We start from the raw sequence: 14365 nt of genomic DNA, 5'->3' as shown, positions 1-14365 counted from the left end.
TCGTGCTGCGCATCGAGCCGCCTGCGGCGTCTCGCCCCTTCGGGCGTCAATCCCTGACGCCTCCGCGCCGTGCCGGCGCTGCGCGCTCCGCTTGCCCGGCCTGAAGGCCGCATCGAGGAACTTTCGCGCGCGAAAGTTCGGGCTGTGGATCTGATCCTTGGTGTGCCGGCGCTGGTGCGCTGAATCCGCTACGCGCGGGGCCGCACCCCACCACTACCTCGCGCCTTTATTCGTCGTCATGGTGCCCTCCGGCCGGGCTTCTCCGGTCAAGGGCCGGGCTACGCCCTGAAATCCTCACCCGTTCGGTGCTCGCCCTTCGGGCTGCGCTCCGCGTGCGGCCTCCGGTTTCTCCCTTGACCGCGCCCGTCCTGCGTGCCCCTGGACGCCGAGGCGACGAGGTAGATGGTGGGATGCAAAAGCCGGCCCCGCGCTCCGCTGGCCATGTGGGTGATCGACGGGGAGCAGGACAGCTTGTGCCCCTGCGGGGCAAGAGCAACTGCAACACCTTGGGGGCCTGTTCCGGCCCCCAAACCCCGCCCCGAGGCTCAAAGGTAGCTTGCCTGAACCCCGAAGAAGCACAAGCCCGGAACCCGCGAAAAATCAGGCTTTTTTCTCTCACAAACTATTGACGGTCAATAGTTTTATGGTACAATATGACTCATGGTGTAGGAACAAAGAACGGTTCTGCACCAGGCAGCAAAGACCACCATCAACCGAGCAAAAAAGGAGCTTCGATCATGGCCAGCATCAACACTTTCACCATCGTGGGCAACGTGACCAAGGACGTGGAATTGCGCTACACGCCCAGCGGCACGCCTTCCGTGACCTTCACTGTCGCCGTGGATAACGTCTATTTCGACCGCGACGGCAAGAAGCACGAAGAAACCGACTTCATCCCGGTGACGACCTACGGCAAGCAAGCCGAGAACGACGCCAAGTTTCTGAAGAAGGGTTCCACCGTGGCGGTGATGGGCCGGATTCGTAGCTGGTACAAGCAGGCCGAACGCAAGGGCGGTTTCAACTTCGAGGCCGAGCGCGTGCAGTACCTTGGCCGTCCCAGCGGCAACCGTGCAGGCGGTGACGCTGGCCAGCAGCAAGGCCCCGGCAACGCCGAGCACGATGCCTGGATGCGCGACTACGACAGCACCGAGCAAGCCGGTCAAGGCCGCCGCTGATCTTTCACCCTGGCGCACAAGGCGAGCAGGCCGAGCGCGCCAGTTTTTCAACCCCCAAGACCATCATCAACTCACTGGAGAAACCACCATGCAACTCGCAAGCCGCTTCCGCAATGCTTCCGGTATCCGTGCCGACATGCCCCTGTCGGATGACCAAATCCGCGCCGTGGCCCCCTCGATTTTTGCCGAGGCCGCCCACGAAAGCCGCTCCGCGCGTTACACCTATATCCCGACCATTGACGTTCTGAACGGCCTGCGCAAAGAGGGTTTCCAGCCCTTCATGGTTTGCCAGACCCGCGTGCGCAACGAGGAAAAGCGCGAGCACACCAAGCACATGATCCGCCTGCGCCACGCCGACCAGATCGCCGGCCGCGAGGCGAATGAAATCATCCTGCTGAACAGCCACGACGGCACCAGCAGCTACCAGATGCTGGCCGGCATGTTCCGCTTTGTGTGCTCTAACGGCATGGTATGCGGCGAGACAACCAGCGACATCCGCGTGCGCCATAACGGCGACGTGGTGGGCGATGTGATCGAAGGCGCTTTCAAGGTGCTGGACAGCTTCGAGGAAGCCACCGCCCAGCGCGAGGCCATGCAGGTGCTCACGCTCAACCAGGGCGAGCAGGCCGCGTTTGCCCGCGCTGCACTGGCCCTGAAGTACGACGACCAGGACAGCGGGGCCGTGCCCGTCACCGAATCCCAAATCCTGGCCCCGCGCCGCTTCGAGGATCGCCGCGACGACATGTGGACGACCTTCAACCGCGTGCAGGAAAACATGATGAAGGGCGGACTGCGCGGCCGCAACCGCAGCGGCCGCACCACCACGACGCGCCCGGTCAACGGCATCGACCAGAGCGTTAAGCTGAACCGCGCCTTGTGGGTGCTGGCCGAGGAAATGCGCCGCCTGAAGGGCTAACCCGAGCCGCCCGGCCACGCTGGACGCGCGGCCGGGCCTCCCTCCCACCACTACACGAAGGACGACACCATGAGCAGCCACCACGAATGGGCCGAGGAAGTCACCGCCCAGCACGACGCGCAAAAGCCCTATGCACCCGAGAACGGCCAGCCCTTGCGGTTCAAAGCCGGCGATCCAGTGATCTACACGAACCCCGCAGGCATTGAGTTTCCCTTGCGTGTCACCGGCTTCTATCAGCGCCCGGCTTCGCCGTGCGGCCAGTACGCGAACGGCGCGCGCTACCTGCTGGACTGGGATTGCCCGTGGTTCCCGGTTCCTGAATCCCGCTTGCGCCTGGACGAATCCCGCGCCGTGCCCGAGCTGGAGGCCGCCGCCTGAATCGGAGCGCCGGCCGCTGGCCGGCGCTGCAACCCGCTGACGCGCACCAAGGCGAGCAGGCCCGCGCGTCAGCCTCACCCTCGACCATCCAACCCAAGGACATGACCATGAGTAAGACCGCCGCCGACACCGCCACCAACGAACTAATCCGCCACGCTATCGCCGCATGGGGCTACTTGGTGCGCTGGGGTTCCCGCCTGACCCTGGCCGAGTTCGCGGCCGCGATCCGCCGCCACTCGACCCATGCGCGCGCCGAGGCCCTGGCCGCCGCGCTCGAATCGGCCACGGGCTTTGTTGCCCGCGACTGGCGCGGCTTCCGTGCCAACTGGCAATGCTGATGACCACCGCCCGCCTGCGCGGGCGGGCGCTCTTGGGGCTGCGCCCCGCCGCGCGGCATCCTGCTGGGCTTGGCCGGCACGGCTTCGCCGTCCCGGCATGGCCCTTTTCCGGGTGTGCGCCGTGGGCGTGAGAGCTGGCCAGGGCTTCGGTTCCCGCAAGCCGAAACGTGGGCTTTGCCCGGCGTGTGGAAAGCGCGGCATGACGCAATGGCGGGCCACGGCTGCGGGGATGCTCCGCTGGTGCCAGTTTTGCCAGCACAGCGAAGGGCAGGGCGTCTATGACCTGTTGCACCAGGATTCCCGCCGTCGTTAGGGCGTCTCCCCTGCGGGGCCGGGCTTTCGTGCTGCGCATCGAGCCGCCTGCGGCGTCTCGCCCCTTCGGGCGTCAATCCCTGACGCCTCCGCGCCGTGCCGGCGCTGCGCGCTCCGCTTGCCCGGCCTGAAGGCCGCATCGAGGAACTTTCGCGCGCGAAAGTTCGGGCTGTGGATCTGATCCTTGGTGTGCCGGCGCTGGTGCGCTGAATCCGCTACGCGCGGGGCCGCACCCCACCACTACCTCGCGCCTTTATTCGTCGTCATGGTGCCCTCCGGCCGGGCTTCTCCGGTCAAGGGCCGGGCTACGCCCTGAAATCCTCACCCGTTCGGTGCTCGCCCTTCGGGCTGCGCTCCGCGTGCGGCCTCCGGTTTCTCCCTTGACCGCGCCCGTCCTGCGTGCCCCTGGACGCCGAGGCGACGAGGTAGATGGTGGGATGCAAAAGCCGGCCCCGCGCTCCGCTGGCCATGTGGGTGATCGACGGGGAGCAGGACAGCTTGTGCCCCTGCGGGGCAAGAGCAACTGCAACACCTTGGGGGCCTGTTCCGGCCCCCAAACCCCGCCCCGAGGCTCAAAGGTAGCTTGCCTGAACCCCGAAGAAGCACAAGCCCGGAACCCGCGAAAAATCAGGCTTTTTTCTCTCACAAACTATTGACGGTCAATAGTTTGACGGGTAGAATATAGGCATTGCTTCAGTGATGAGGCGATGCCCCGGCAGGGGTGACGGTGAGCAGACCAGACCCCAGCCGCTTAGACCATCTTCAACCCTCCGCATAAGGAAAACGACCATGCAAACGCTGACCGCCACCTATTCCCCCGAAGACAACAAGCTGCGCCTTTACCCGTCCTCACGACTGGACAGCGCGACTTATGAGCGCGTGAAGGCGGCCGGCTTCAAGTGGGCACCCCGTCAAGAGCTTTTCGTGGCCCCCATGTGGACGCCGGCCCGCGAAGACCTCCTGATGGAGCTGTGCGGCGAGATTGGCGACGAGGACACGGGCCTAGTTGAGCGCGCCGAGGAACGCGCCGACCGCTTCGAGGACTACAGCGACAAGCGCGCCCATGACGCCAGCGCAGCGCGCAACGCCGTGCAGGCCATCGGGCAGCGGTTCGAGTTCGGGCAACCCATCCTTGTGGGCCATCACAGCGAACGCAAGGCCCGCAAGGACGCCGAGCGCATGGAAAACGGGATGCGCCGCGCCGTGCAGATGTGGGAAACCTCCGAATACTGGAAGCAGCGCGCAGCCGGTGCCCTGCGTCATGCGAAATACAAGGAGCTGCCCGCCGTCCGTCATCGCCGCATCAAGGGGCTGGAGGCAGACAAGCGCAAACAGGAGCGCAGCAAGCAAGAGGCCGAAATGTGGCTGAAGCTGTGGCTTGAATGCGAGGCCGAGCAAGACGCCGAGCTGCAAAAGGCCGTGGCCCTGCGCATCGCTGGCATGTGCTGGCTGCACTTGCCGCGCAAGGAAGGCGACCGCGAAGACTGGAGCCACACCCCGACCGCTTACGACGCCTTGAACGGCTCGCATTCGAACCTCTACGCGCCGCGCACCCTGGCCGAAGTGATCGAGGCCGCCAAGAAGACCTACCCGGCCACGGTTGCCCACTGTGACCGCTGGATTGCCCACTATGAAAACCGGATTGCCTACGAGCGCGCCATGCTGGACGAGCAAGGCGGTTTGAAGGCCGAGGGTTTCGACATCCAGCCGGGCGGCCGTGTCCTGGTTGATGGTGAATGGCTGGTGGTGATGCGCGTCAATAAGAAGGGCGGCCAGATCAACAGCGTGACCACGAACGCCCGTTATGTGCGCGTGCGTGGCATTGAGGAAATCAAGGACTACCGCGCGCCGACCGAGGAAGACGCCGCCAAGGTCAAGAAGGCCGCCAAGCTGCCGCCGCTGGTGAATTTCCCCGGTGAAGGCTTCATCGAAATGACCGCCGAGGAATACAAGCGCAAGCCCGCCGACTACAAGGGCACCCGCACCGCGCAAGCCACGGCCGAGCATGGCGCGTACCGCTACCGCACCGCATTTTTGGCCAATAGCGGCTATCGGATCGTGCAGGTTTACATCACCGACGCCAAGCGCGTCGACAAGCCCGCGCCCGAGGCGGCCGAGCCGGTGAAATTCGAGCGCGAACCCGTGGCCCCGGCCCCGGTGACGGCCGAGCAGGCCCCGGCCAGCACCGAGAGCACCGACAACCGCGCCGCGATGGCCGAGGACTTCCAAGCCATGCGCGACCAGCTCAAGGCCGGCGTGCAGGTTGTGAGCGTCCCGCAGCTTTTCCCGACCCCGGCCGATCTGGCCGCGCGCATGGTTGAGCTGGCCGACATCGAGCCGGGAATGCGCGTGCTGGAGCCGAGCGCCGGCACCGGCCGGATTCTGGAGCAGTTGCCCGAGGGCTGCGAAGTGGTGGCCGTGGAGATTAACGCGGCCTTGGGCGGCCGCCTCGATGCAGACCGCCGCGCCGTGGTGATCGGTGACTTCCTGCAATGCACGCCCGAAACCCTGTGGGGATCGTTCGACCGCATTCTGATGAATCCCCCCTTTGCCAACGCCGACGACATCAAGCACATCCGCCACGCGCTGCGCTTCCTGAAGCCGGGCGGCAAGCTGGTGGCGATCTGCGCCAACGGCCCCCGCCAGAATGACCAGCTCCGCCCGCTGGTGGAGCAGCACGGCGGCGAATGGGAGAGCCTGCCCCCCGATACCTTCGCGGAATCCGGCACCGCCGTAAATACCGCCCTTTTCACCCTGACCGCCTAACCCACCAACGCACGCGCCCCGGCTTCGCCGGGGCCTCTCAAGGAGTACGAGCCATGCAACCGAAATTCATGCCTTGGGTTGACCTGCTGCCGGAAGTGGGCGACCCGATCCGCAACGAGCGCAACAAGCTGGCCGCCAAGCTGGCCAGCGCCGAGGAACTGGAAAAACAAGCGGCCGCGCTGCGCGCGGGAGTCCGTGAGGGCCGCGCCGCCCTGCTGGATCGAATCATGAAGCAATGGGCACTGCACGACATCGAGCAGGCCGCGACCGCAGCCGCCGACCGTGGCCAGCCGTTCCCGCCCGGCTTCGTGAAAGACGGCGAGCTGCGCGCGGCGCTGCGCGCCCTCGATGGTGCCCCGTCCCCGCTGGAGGTGCTGCAAGCCTTCCACGCTGGCCGCGTGATCCGGCAGCACAACCTTTTCAGCACCGCGACCGAGGAAGAACAGCGCGCCACGCTGCACCGGGTTTTTGACTGGTGGAATTACGGCGCTGTCCCGCTGCTGACCCGCTTGGAAGGCTAGGGGAGGGCGGCCGATGTCTATACAGGAGCAGGCCGCCGCACTGGTGGCCGCCGTCGATCCGGCCGCTGTCGCGGCCCTGATCGCGGAATTCCCCGAGGCCGAGAAGGTGGGCATCCGCGCCAACTGGCAAAGCCTCGATCCCCATCTAGGGCACCGCGTCCCGAAGGCCCCGGCCGACCGGGCCGAGTACCTGGCCCGGAAAATCGAGCAGTACGAGGCCGAGCTACAGCGCGACATCGCCACATATACGCGCTACCGCGAGCAGGGCCTAGCGGCCCTGTCCGCTTACGACGTGTGCATTTCCAGCGGTAACAACCCGCTGGGCGCGCTGCGCACGGCGCTGCGCCTGAAGGACGCCCACATTTCCTATGACCTGTCCATTCTGGTCAAGCTGACGCTTGAGCTGGAGGACGTGAAAACCGAGCTGGCCGAGGCGGAACCCCCGCAACTGGCCCTTTTCTGAAACGCGCGGCCGCCCGGTGGCGGCCGCATCTGGAGCACCAACTATGCCCCGCGCCCATGTCCCGACCATTGACGAAGTTTTAGCCGATCCCGCCGCCTCCCACTGGATGAAAGACGCGCTGCGCTCCGCGCTGACCCGTGACCCGGTGGACGTGGCCAACGATGCCGCCTTCCTGTGCGCCCTGCTGGACAAGCGGGCCGATGCTGCTATGGAGGCGGGCAGGGCGGCCGTAGCCGCGACCGCTCCCCAGGTGGAGCGGTAGGCCGGCGACAAGCCCGGCTGCGCCGGGCTGGAAGGGCAGGGCTTTGCCCTGCTGGCTGGGCCGGCAAGCCTGCGCGCTGCGCGCGCCGTCCTGCCGGCGTCCTTCCTTGTGTCGCTGCTGCTGGCTGGGTGGATCTTCTCCTTCCCCGTGTTCCTCTCTCTCCCTGGCTTCCTCTACCCCCTGAAATCCTGCCGGGCGAATCGTCCCGCGTTGCGGGCCGACCGGGCTGCTCCAGGTTCGCGCATTCGCGCTCATCCCCTTCGGGGACTGCTGCGCAGCCTTGCACATCCCTTTCGCTTGCGCCCTCCGGGCGCTGGCCTGTCGGCCTGAAGTGAGCTTTCGCGCGCGAAAGCTAGACAACTGCACAAAGGCGTCCGTGGTGTGCAGAGGGTGGGGTTGCCTGTCACTTCCAAGGGTATCAGTTCGTTCTCGCCGTCAAGGGCTGCGCGCCCTGGCGGGCGCTTGCGGCCGCTGGCCGTTTCACCCTTGACCGCTGCGCTGCGAACCGATCCAGAGGAAGTAGGCAATCCCGCCCACTTCCTGGAGTCCATGACATGACTGCTTCGCACATCGACCTTTTCACCATTGACGACAACGGCCAGTTCCAACTGGCCAGCGCCGGCCAAGTCATCGAGGCCGCCTTGGCCATCCTTGACGAAAAGGTGATGCGCAACGGCCTGATTTCCGCGCCGGCTGACGCCAGCGCCTTCTTCTCGCTGCGTCTTGGGAGCTTGGATCATGAAGTGTTCGCGGCCATCTTCCTGGACGCACAGAACCGCGTTATCGAGTACATCGAGCTGTTCCGGGGCACGCTGACGCAGACCAGCGTGTACCCGCGCGAGGTGGTGAAGACCTCGCTGCGCCTGAACGCCGCCGCCGTCATCTTCGCGCACAACCACCCCTCCGGGGTGCCCGAGCCGTCGCGCGCCGATGAGAACCTGACCAAAGTGCTGAAGGATGCGCTCGCCCTGGTGGACGTGCGCGTGCTGGATCACGTCGTCGTCGCCGGCGGGGCGTCCGTGTCCTTCGCTCAACGCGGCCTGCTGTAGCCGCTACCAGCCGGGTGAAAAACCCGGCAAACGCCCCTCCGGGGCGTTTTGCCCGGTAGTTTTAACGACCGTTTTTCCTGCCGGAAAAAGCGGCATTAAAACGTACCTTTTAATTACCGTCGAATCCGGTAAAATTCGCCCTTTCTGGACAAATAACTACCGTGAGGCCCTTATGAGCGAGCATCGCCCGATCTACGGCGCGAATACAGCCGTTTTGAGCGACTTTCCCGAGCCGGTGAGGGCAACCCTTCACCTGATCGAAAAAAACCCGTCTAACGAGGCCGCGCTGATCCTGCTCCAGTGCGCCGCTTCAGCCGCGCACCCGGACTACCTTTTCAGTCTGGCCATGCTCAGTGCTCTCCCCATCGAGTACAAGGAGGCCGCACTGGAGCTGATCGAGCACAGCCTGACCATCGGTTTCACCGTGGACGAGCAAAGCGCATTGCTGCGCTTTGTGGAGCCATTGATGGCCACCGCGCTGCGCGCTCCGCGCGCCCGCTGACGCGCTGCCCCATCATGGCGCTCGACATCTTCGCGCTGCTGACTTCGGACGGCGACCACGCCCAAGCCGACCACATGTTCACCGGCAAAGCCGGCGACATGGTGGCCGTGGCCGACGTGCTCGATGCCGTGCATTGCGCGAATCGCCGGCTGCGCGCCGTGCCGGCGCTGGCCAGTCGATTCCGCAATGGCGCTACCTATCCCATTCCCTGCGTGCGACTGACCAAAGCCGAGTGCCGCGTCCTGGTGGACGCGATCACCGACTTTGGCCAATCCATGCCCAAGACCACCAAAGCCCGCAAACTCGCTGACCTGCTGGCCAGCTCCGTTTGCGTCTACTGATCGGAGCCCTTCATGGATGACAAAACCGCCGACCGAGTGATGTCCGCATCCCTCGACTATTTCAGCCGCAACACCTTCTTTGCGCTCCTGGTGCTTGTCGCCGGCTGGGGCCTTGGCTGGCTGCTAGGCTTCGCTCTCGCTCGCAGCATCCAGTCCAAGACCGGCGCGGCATTCTGCCGCCGCCTGTGCCCGATTGTGGGCGTCCTGGCCGCTTTCCCTCTCGCGTACAAACTCATGTTCTCCGCGTGAATCGGCCGTGCCTCGTTACTTCGCTTACTTGCGAGTCTCCCGCGACTCGCAAGACGTGGCGAACCAGCGGCTTGGCCTGCTGGATTTCGCCAACTCGCGCGGCTACGCCCCGCTCGTTGTCGTTGAAGAAACGGCAAGTCGCTCTGTTCCCTGGCGGGAACGCGCGCTGGGCTCGCTCCTAACGGAGCAGGCCCAGCGTGGTGACTTGCTTTTAACTTCCGAATTCACCCGCTTGGGCGGGTCGCCCGGACAAGTCTTTTCGATTCTGGAGACTGCCGCCGAGCGCGGCGTCACCATCATCATCACGAAGAACGGCACCGTCATGGACGGTAGCCTGAATGCTCAAATTCAGGCCGCCGCTTTCGCTATGGCCTCCATGATCGAGGTGGAATTCACCCGTGCGCGCACCCGTGAAGGCTTGCAGCGTGCTCGCCTTGAGGGCCGCATCGGCGGCCGGCGCAAAGGCAGCACCGGCCGCCTCAAGCTCGACCCTCAACGCGATAAAGTAGGGGAGCTGCACGCCCTCGGTTTGACGACGCCGAAGCTCGCCAAATACTTTGGCGTTACCGAGAAAACCATGCGCAAGTTCCTTGCGCGGCACTTTCCCAAAAAAGCGCCGGATTGACACGGCTGGCCCTTCGGCCCAACCGTGCCAATCCGGTTTTCCCGCTCCGCTTCCTTGCCGGTCTTTCGTTCCAGCTTCGCCTGAACTCAGGCCGGCAACCTCTCCGCTTGCACTGGCTCGATGGTGGCCAGCCTTCGGCCGACCACCATCCTTGCCGTATGCCTTTCTCGCGGCTTTTGATCTGGATCGCCGCGAAAGACGCAGGCCACGCAATGCGCGGCCTGGCTCGCAGTTGGTGATCGCCTATTCGCTATCGCTTCTAGGCTTTCCACTTCTCGCCCCGTAGGCTGCTACCGTTGCCATTCTGCTTCGTGTCGCCGGGCCGTCGCGGTTCCCGCTGCCGCCATTCGGCGGCCGTCCCGGCCCGTCCGCTCCGCTGCCGGTTTTGTACAACTTTCGCACGCGAAAGTCGGGGAGGCGCAATACGGCTTCCCTTGCTTCGCAGCGGTTCGCCTTGCGCCTTCTCCCGCTTTCCGTCCTGCTGTTTCGTTCCGCGCTTGTGCCGCGTCACGCAGGGCCGGAAAGTGCGAAAGGCGAGGGCGACTTCCTTCGTCCGTCGCCTTCGCCTTTCCTTGTCACGCAACCGCGCCCGTTCCGTGGCGTGTGTCGGTTGCCTTGAATTCTGAATGGCAGCACTACAGCGTGCCCCATTCCCTTTCGTGATCGTCAGTTGAAATGCGCTCCAGGATGCCGGCGCATCCTTCCGCGTTGTTTGCGTAGAACCCCACGTCGATGCCGTAGGGGTTCGTGAGCCAAATTTCCGCACCGTCCGCGTTAATCGCCCAGCCGTCAATTTCCGCGCGTCCGTGGGTCTTCAGGTGCTGGTATAGCTCCTGGCTCCCGATGCTTTGCTCCATCGTCTTCACCGTCCGTTGTTGGGCGAATCGTCCCGCTTTGCGGGCCGACCGGGCTGCTCCAGGTTCGCGCATTCGCGCTCATCCCCGCGTTGCGGGGACTGCTGCGCAGCCTTGCACATCCCTTTCGCTTGCGCCCTCCGGGCGCTAGACCGTGCCACTATCAACCGCCGCGTTTCCCACAAGCTCCACAGGCCCTCGCGCTGATCCGCTTTCCCACAAGAGGTTTCTTGTGGAAAAGCGGGCGCGACCGTTGCCTCTTGCGATATTGAGGTATCGCGGGCAACGGCTACGGGGCCTGTGGATTTGTGGAAAACGCTCGTCCGCTGCTTGCAGCCTTCTGCCCCTGGGTGAGTCAAAAACCAACCCCACCCGTTTCGTCTCCCCGTGAGGGGAGCCGACCAAAGGCGCGCCTCTGGACTCCGGGCCGTCTCTCCTGCAACCGCCGCGTTTCCCACAAGCCCCACAGGCCCTCGCGCTTTTCCGGTTTTCCACAAGAAGTCTCTTGTGGAAAACCGGGCGCGACCCTCTCCCTTTGGGATATTTGGGTATCCCCGGTCGAGGGCACCGGGGCCTGTGGATTTGTGGAAAACGCTCACTGGCTGGCCTCGGCCGTCGCTGCTACTTCAGGCGCAGTCTGAACAGGCTTCACCGGCTCTGCCGGTTTCGCTGCATCGACTACCAGAAGGGCCTTGATCTTTGGCATCGCTTCGCGCCAAAGATCAGATGGAACCGCATCAAGCCGTTCCGTCTTGATGAGTTCCATCACTGCCTTCTGGTTGCGCTCGCGTTCCTTGCGCTGCTGCTCTCGCTGTCGTTCCTCCAGCTTCCGCAGCTTCTCGCGTTGTGCTGCGATTTCTTCATCCAGCGTCTTGGCCTTGCGGCCTGACTTCGGATTCGTCGTTTCACTACTCATGGCTCTTACCTCGCGTTGTGGGTTCTAGTGGAAAACCTGCCTGATCTGGCGGGACGTGCTGCGTCCCTGATTGGCTGCATTTTACCAAATGCGCGGTTTTCTTCCACTAGGGCCTGGGGGAGAGAACGGCACCGTTCTTCCAGCTCGCAGGGCAAGCCCCGCGCCCCGGAAGAACGGTCACACACCACGCAACATGGTTGCCGGTGCTAAAAGCCGCGTGGTGGCGCGCCTTTTAGCGTGGCGACACCGAAAAGACAACGCGGCGACACCGAAAATGCTATAATGGCCTAAACCCTTATGGAGTAAAGGAAAATGCCGAGAGCGAAAGGAACAGGGAAAGGCCCAACCGAGCGGTTCAACATCCGACTCGATAAGGACACGGCGGGGTTCTATCGAACCAAGGCAAACGAGCACGGAATCAGCATTTCCGAGTTTTTGCGCCAAACGCTGGTGCAGGGCGTGATCGCAGAAAACGTGCAAGACATCGAGCAGCGGCTGCGCCGCCTTCTCGATGAAATCCGCGCTGGCGGGCAGGGTGGCGGAAAGGTCGAGATTCCCGATGAACTGTGGCTTTCGGTCTTCACTGCGGAGTACATGCTGGCGGCGATTGTTGAGGCGCGTGACGTGCAGCAGTTGTACGAAGCGCAGAACAAGGCGAAGGCAAAGCTCAAGCGAGTGAAAGGAGGCTGAAATGGCAAAGAGAGAGGAAAAGGGAAGCGCCGGTAGCTTCTCCCGTGGGGCCGAGTTGTGGATGCACCAAGCCAGGCTGTTCGTGGTGGCCATCTGGACGGTTGTGCTGATTTCCATCTTGGCCGGTCTGGCAGTCACGACGGCGTACTTCTGGAATGCGACTACCGCAGACGAAAAGTACGCGCTGGAGCGGAACGTCTTGGCGCACACGCGGGATGCGCTCTATATGACGGCCGGAAAGATGGAGCTGAACGTCAACGGCGAGCTGCGCAAGATGGAAGTTTCCGAGGTTGCCTTGCTGACCGACGACATGGCCGAAGATGCTTGGCGAAAGCTGCGCAACGGAGGCATGTTCGGCTTGCTGACTTCCATCGGTGTGGTGTTTCTGATCTCTTTGTACTGGTGGGGCTATGGCCGTGAACGGATGCAGGACAACCAACTGCGCGGGGCCAAGCTGGTGGAAGGAAAGGAGCTTGCGCGACTGATCCGACACCGCGACGAGGCAAGCCCTTATGAGATTGCGGGCGTGCCCATGCGCGTGAAGTCAGAGACGCTGCATACGCTGTTTGCCGGCGCGCAGGGTACGGGTAAGTCACAGCAGTTTTTCGCACTCATGAAACAGGTGCGGGCGCGTGGCAAGCGGATGATCGTGTATGACCCGACCGGCGAGTTCACCCAGGCGTTCTACCGTGAAGGCAAAGACATCCTGATGAACCCGCTGGACTCCAGAAGCCCGAACTGGAACATCTGGAACGAAATCGCCAAGGACTACCACTTCGACAACATGGCGAACGGCCTGATCCCCGATCCGGCCGAGTCCGATCCATTTTGGGCGCTTGCGGGCCGGATGGTGCTAAAGGACGTGATTGCAGTATTGGGGCGCGAGGGCCGCCGCACGAACCGCGACCTCTACAACGCTATCGCCAAGAGCAACCTGGACGCCATGCACGCATTGTTGCAGGGGACAGCGGGCGCAACCTATGTTGATCCCACGACCGAGCGCACGGGGATGTCACTCAAGATGACTGTTCAGAACCAGCTTGAAGCCTTCCGGTTTTTGCCAGATGAGGGCGAATCGTTCTCCATCCGAAAATGGGTACATGAAGAAGGCGATTCATGGATGTTCATCACAGCACGGGAAGCGATGCGCGAGGCATTGAAGCCCGTTCTGTCGTTGTGGATCGACACGGCAATCAAGGCCGTGCTTGACTTGGAGCCGATCCACCGCGAGCGGCTTTGGTTTTGCATTGACGAGCTGCCGACACTCCAAAAACTCGACATCCTGAAGCTGGCTCTGACGAACACACGGAAGTACGGTTTGTGCATGGTGCTGGGCGTGCAGGACTTCAGCCAGCTCTACGAAATCTACGGGCACGATCTGGCCAAGACGATCATTTCCGGGTGCCAAACGAAGCTGCTGCTGCGTGTGACGGATGGAGCTGCGGCGAAGCTGTTGGCCGAATTGATGGGACAGGCCGAGGTGGATGAAAAGGATGAAACCTTGAGCTACGGCCTCAGCTCGCAGCGTGACGGCGTGAGCGTGATGGCGCGCCGACAGATGCGCGACCTTGTGCTGACATCGGAGATTTTGACGTTGCCCGATATGACCGGCTATCTGCTGGTTCCGGGCGACTATCCCATTGCCCGCGTCAAGTATGGTTACGTGCCGACAGAGAAACAGGCCAACGGCTTCATCGAGCGCGACGGCTTTGCGATCAGCTTCAAGCCGACCACGGCGGCCGCAGCGCCGGCACCCGCTCCGTCCGCCGCTGAAGTTCAGCAGCCGGCCGCGCCGGAGCAAGGCGACATGTTGGATGACGACGATATGGACGCGCCGGCTACGGTGGAGGTTATGCGCAACGAAAATGGCGATGTGATCGACAAGGCAACCGGCGAAATCATCAAGCCAGCCGAGAAGGTTTCGCGCGCGAAAGATGATGCAGATGCGAAATCAGCCGGCCAGGGCAAGAAGCCCAACCCGCTGGCGGATGCGCTATAGGAGGATACC

At 63.6% G+C, this 14365-nt stretch carries 17 protein-coding genes; 15 read left to right on the top strand and 2 right to left on the bottom strand.

Annotation, left to right across the window (positions count from 1 at the left end; translation table 11 throughout):
* Positions 1-737: 737 nt before the first annotated feature.
* The 13 genes from I3K84_RS20995 (at position 738) to I3K84_RS20935 (ending at position 9897) form a co-directional block, all read left to right on the top strand.
* Entirely contained in the window at positions 738-1175 is a 438-nt protein-coding gene (locus I3K84_RS20995; protein ID WP_143717925.1) for a single-stranded DNA-binding protein, read from the top strand.
* 88 nt (positions 1176-1263) lie between these two features.
* Entirely contained in the window at positions 1264-2091 is an 828-nt protein-coding gene (locus I3K84_RS20990; RefSeq protein WP_013723334.1) for a DUF932 domain-containing protein, read from the top strand.
* 69 nt (positions 2092-2160) lie between these two features.
* Positions 2161-2469 carry a hypothetical protein gene (locus tag I3K84_RS20985; protein ID WP_009242150.1) on the top strand — a complete coding sequence of 103 codons (309 nt, stop codon included), beginning with the start codon at positions 2161-2163 and terminating at the stop codon, positions 2467-2469.
* A 107-nt stretch (positions 2470-2576) separates the two neighbouring features.
* A complete protein-coding gene (locus I3K84_RS20980; protein WP_143717923.1) occupies positions 2577-2807 on the top strand; it encodes a hypothetical protein in 231 nt (76 codons plus the stop codon).
* Between the two features lie 1101 nt (positions 2808-3908).
* Complete coding sequence (locus I3K84_RS20975) at positions 3909-5885, top strand: DUF3560 domain-containing protein (protein WP_196996208.1); 1977 nt, start codon at positions 3909-3911, stop codon at positions 5883-5885.
* 53 nt (positions 5886-5938) lie between these two features.
* A complete protein-coding gene (kleA, locus tag I3K84_RS20970) occupies positions 5939-6406 on the top strand; it encodes a stable inheritance protein KleA (RefSeq protein WP_196996207.1) in 468 nt (155 codons plus the stop codon).
* A gap of 13 nt (positions 6407-6419) precedes the next feature.
* Entirely contained in the window at positions 6420-6869 is a 450-nt protein-coding gene (locus I3K84_RS20965) for a hypothetical protein (RefSeq protein ID WP_029309670.1), read from the top strand.
* 106 nt (positions 6870-6975) lie between these two features.
* Positions 6976-7131 (top strand): hypothetical protein, encoded by a 156-nt coding sequence (locus I3K84_RS20960; RefSeq protein WP_231403506.1) that lies wholly within the window; start codon positions 6976-6978, stop codon positions 7129-7131.
* Positions 7132-7685: 554 nt separating this feature from the next.
* On the top strand, positions 7686-8180 hold the full coding sequence (gene radC / locus I3K84_RS20955) for a DNA repair protein RadC (protein ID WP_196996206.1): 495 nt from the start codon (positions 7686-7688) through the stop codon (positions 8178-8180).
* 172 nt (positions 8181-8352) lie between these two features.
* Positions 8353-8682 carry a hypothetical protein gene (locus tag I3K84_RS20950; RefSeq protein WP_013723339.1) on the top strand — a complete coding sequence of 110 codons (330 nt, stop codon included), beginning with the start codon at positions 8353-8355 and terminating at the stop codon, positions 8680-8682.
* A gap of 14 nt (positions 8683-8696) precedes the next feature.
* Complete coding sequence (locus tag I3K84_RS20945) at positions 8697-9023, top strand: hypothetical protein (protein ID WP_013723340.1); 327 nt, start codon at positions 8697-8699, stop codon at positions 9021-9023.
* Positions 9024-9035: 12 nt separating this feature from the next.
* Entirely contained in the window at positions 9036-9272 is a 237-nt protein-coding gene (locus I3K84_RS20940) for a hypothetical protein (RefSeq protein WP_009242065.1), read from the top strand.
* A 7-nt stretch (positions 9273-9279) separates the two neighbouring features.
* Complete coding sequence (locus I3K84_RS20935; RefSeq protein WP_009242066.1) at positions 9280-9897, top strand: recombinase family protein; 618 nt, start codon at positions 9280-9282, stop codon at positions 9895-9897.
* A 635-nt stretch (positions 9898-10532) separates the two neighbouring features.
* Here the strand turns inward: I3K84_RS20935 and I3K84_RS20930 are convergent.
* Together I3K84_RS20930 and I3K84_RS20925 are read right to left on the bottom strand one after the other, a co-directional pair.
* Positions 10533-10754 (bottom strand): hypothetical protein, encoded by a 222-nt coding sequence (locus I3K84_RS20930; RefSeq protein WP_009242067.1) that lies wholly within the window; start codon positions 10752-10754, stop codon positions 10533-10535.
* Between the two features lie 592 nt (positions 10755-11346).
* The gene (locus I3K84_RS20925) at positions 11347-11667 is read right to left on the bottom strand and encodes a hypothetical protein (RefSeq protein WP_013723342.1); all 321 of its coding nucleotides are present in this window, start codon (positions 11665-11667) and stop codon (positions 11347-11349) included.
* Between the two features lie 312 nt (positions 11668-11979).
* Between I3K84_RS20925 and I3K84_RS20920 the strand changes: the two genes are divergently transcribed.
* Both I3K84_RS20920 and I3K84_RS20915 read left to right on the top strand, forming a co-directional pair.
* Positions 11980-12357, top strand: coding sequence for a hypothetical protein (locus tag I3K84_RS20920; RefSeq protein WP_196996205.1), 378 nt, complete (start codon positions 11980-11982; stop codon positions 12355-12357).
* 1 nt (position 12358) lies between these two features.
* Positions 12359-14356 (top strand): type IV secretion system DNA-binding domain-containing protein, encoded by a 1998-nt coding sequence (locus I3K84_RS20915; RefSeq protein WP_009242071.1) that lies wholly within the window; start codon positions 12359-12361, stop codon positions 14354-14356.
* Positions 14357-14365: the final 9 nt, after the last annotated feature.

The sequence above is a fragment of the Diaphorobacter sp. JS3051 genome (genome assembly GCF_015832135.1).
Taxonomy (GTDB): domain Bacteria; phylum Pseudomonadota; class Gammaproteobacteria; order Burkholderiales; family Burkholderiaceae_C; genus Diaphorobacter; species Diaphorobacter nitroreducens.
The sequence above is the reverse complement of the archived record's forward strand: the minus strand, read 5'-3'. Positions and strand labels throughout refer to the sequence as shown.

Excerpts from the sequence above, each read along its gene's own strand:
- I3K84_RS20995 (WP_143717925.1), top strand. The coding sequence starts at position 738 with ATGGCCAGCATCAACACTTTCACCATCGTGGGCAACGTGACCAAGGAC.
- I3K84_RS20990 (WP_013723334.1), top strand. The coding sequence starts at position 1,264 with ATGCAACTCGCAAGCCGCTTCCGCAATGCTTCCGGTATCCGTGCCGAC.
- I3K84_RS20985 (WP_009242150.1), top strand. The coding sequence starts at position 2,161 with ATGAGCAGCCACCACGAATGGGCCGAGGAAGTCACCGCCCAGCACGAC.
- I3K84_RS20980 (WP_143717923.1), top strand. The coding sequence starts at position 2,577 with ATGAGTAAGACCGCCGCCGACACCGCCACCAACGAACTAATCCGCCAC.
- I3K84_RS20975 (WP_196996208.1), top strand. The coding sequence starts at position 3,909 with ATGCAAACGCTGACCGCCACCTATTCCCCCGAAGACAACAAGCTGCGC.
- kleA (WP_196996207.1), top strand. The coding sequence starts at position 5,939 with ATGCAACCGAAATTCATGCCTTGGGTTGACCTGCTGCCGGAAGTGGGC.
- I3K84_RS20965 (WP_029309670.1), top strand. The coding sequence starts at position 6,420 with ATGTCTATACAGGAGCAGGCCGCCGCACTGGTGGCCGCCGTCGATCCG.
- I3K84_RS20960 (WP_231403506.1), top strand. The coding sequence starts at position 6,976 with ATGAAAGACGCGCTGCGCTCCGCGCTGACCCGTGACCCGGTGGACGTG.
- radC (WP_196996206.1), top strand. The coding sequence starts at position 7,686 with ATGACTGCTTCGCACATCGACCTTTTCACCATTGACGACAACGGCCAG.
- I3K84_RS20950 (WP_013723339.1), top strand. The coding sequence starts at position 8,353 with ATGAGCGAGCATCGCCCGATCTACGGCGCGAATACAGCCGTTTTGAGC.
- I3K84_RS20945 (WP_013723340.1), top strand. The coding sequence starts at position 8,697 with ATGGCGCTCGACATCTTCGCGCTGCTGACTTCGGACGGCGACCACGCC.
- I3K84_RS20940 (WP_009242065.1), top strand. The coding sequence starts at position 9,036 with ATGGATGACAAAACCGCCGACCGAGTGATGTCCGCATCCCTCGACTAT.
- I3K84_RS20930 (WP_009242067.1), bottom strand. The coding sequence starts at position 10,754 with ATGGAGCAAAGCATCGGGAGCCAGGAGCTATACCAGCACCTGAAGACC.
- I3K84_RS20925 (WP_013723342.1), bottom strand. The coding sequence starts at position 11,667 with ATGAGTAGTGAAACGACGAATCCGAAGTCAGGCCGCAAGGCCAAGACG.
- I3K84_RS20920 (WP_196996205.1), top strand. The coding sequence starts at position 11,980 with ATGCCGAGAGCGAAAGGAACAGGGAAAGGCCCAACCGAGCGGTTCAAC.
- I3K84_RS20915 (WP_009242071.1), top strand. The coding sequence starts at position 12,359 with ATGGCAAAGAGAGAGGAAAAGGGAAGCGCCGGTAGCTTCTCCCGTGGG.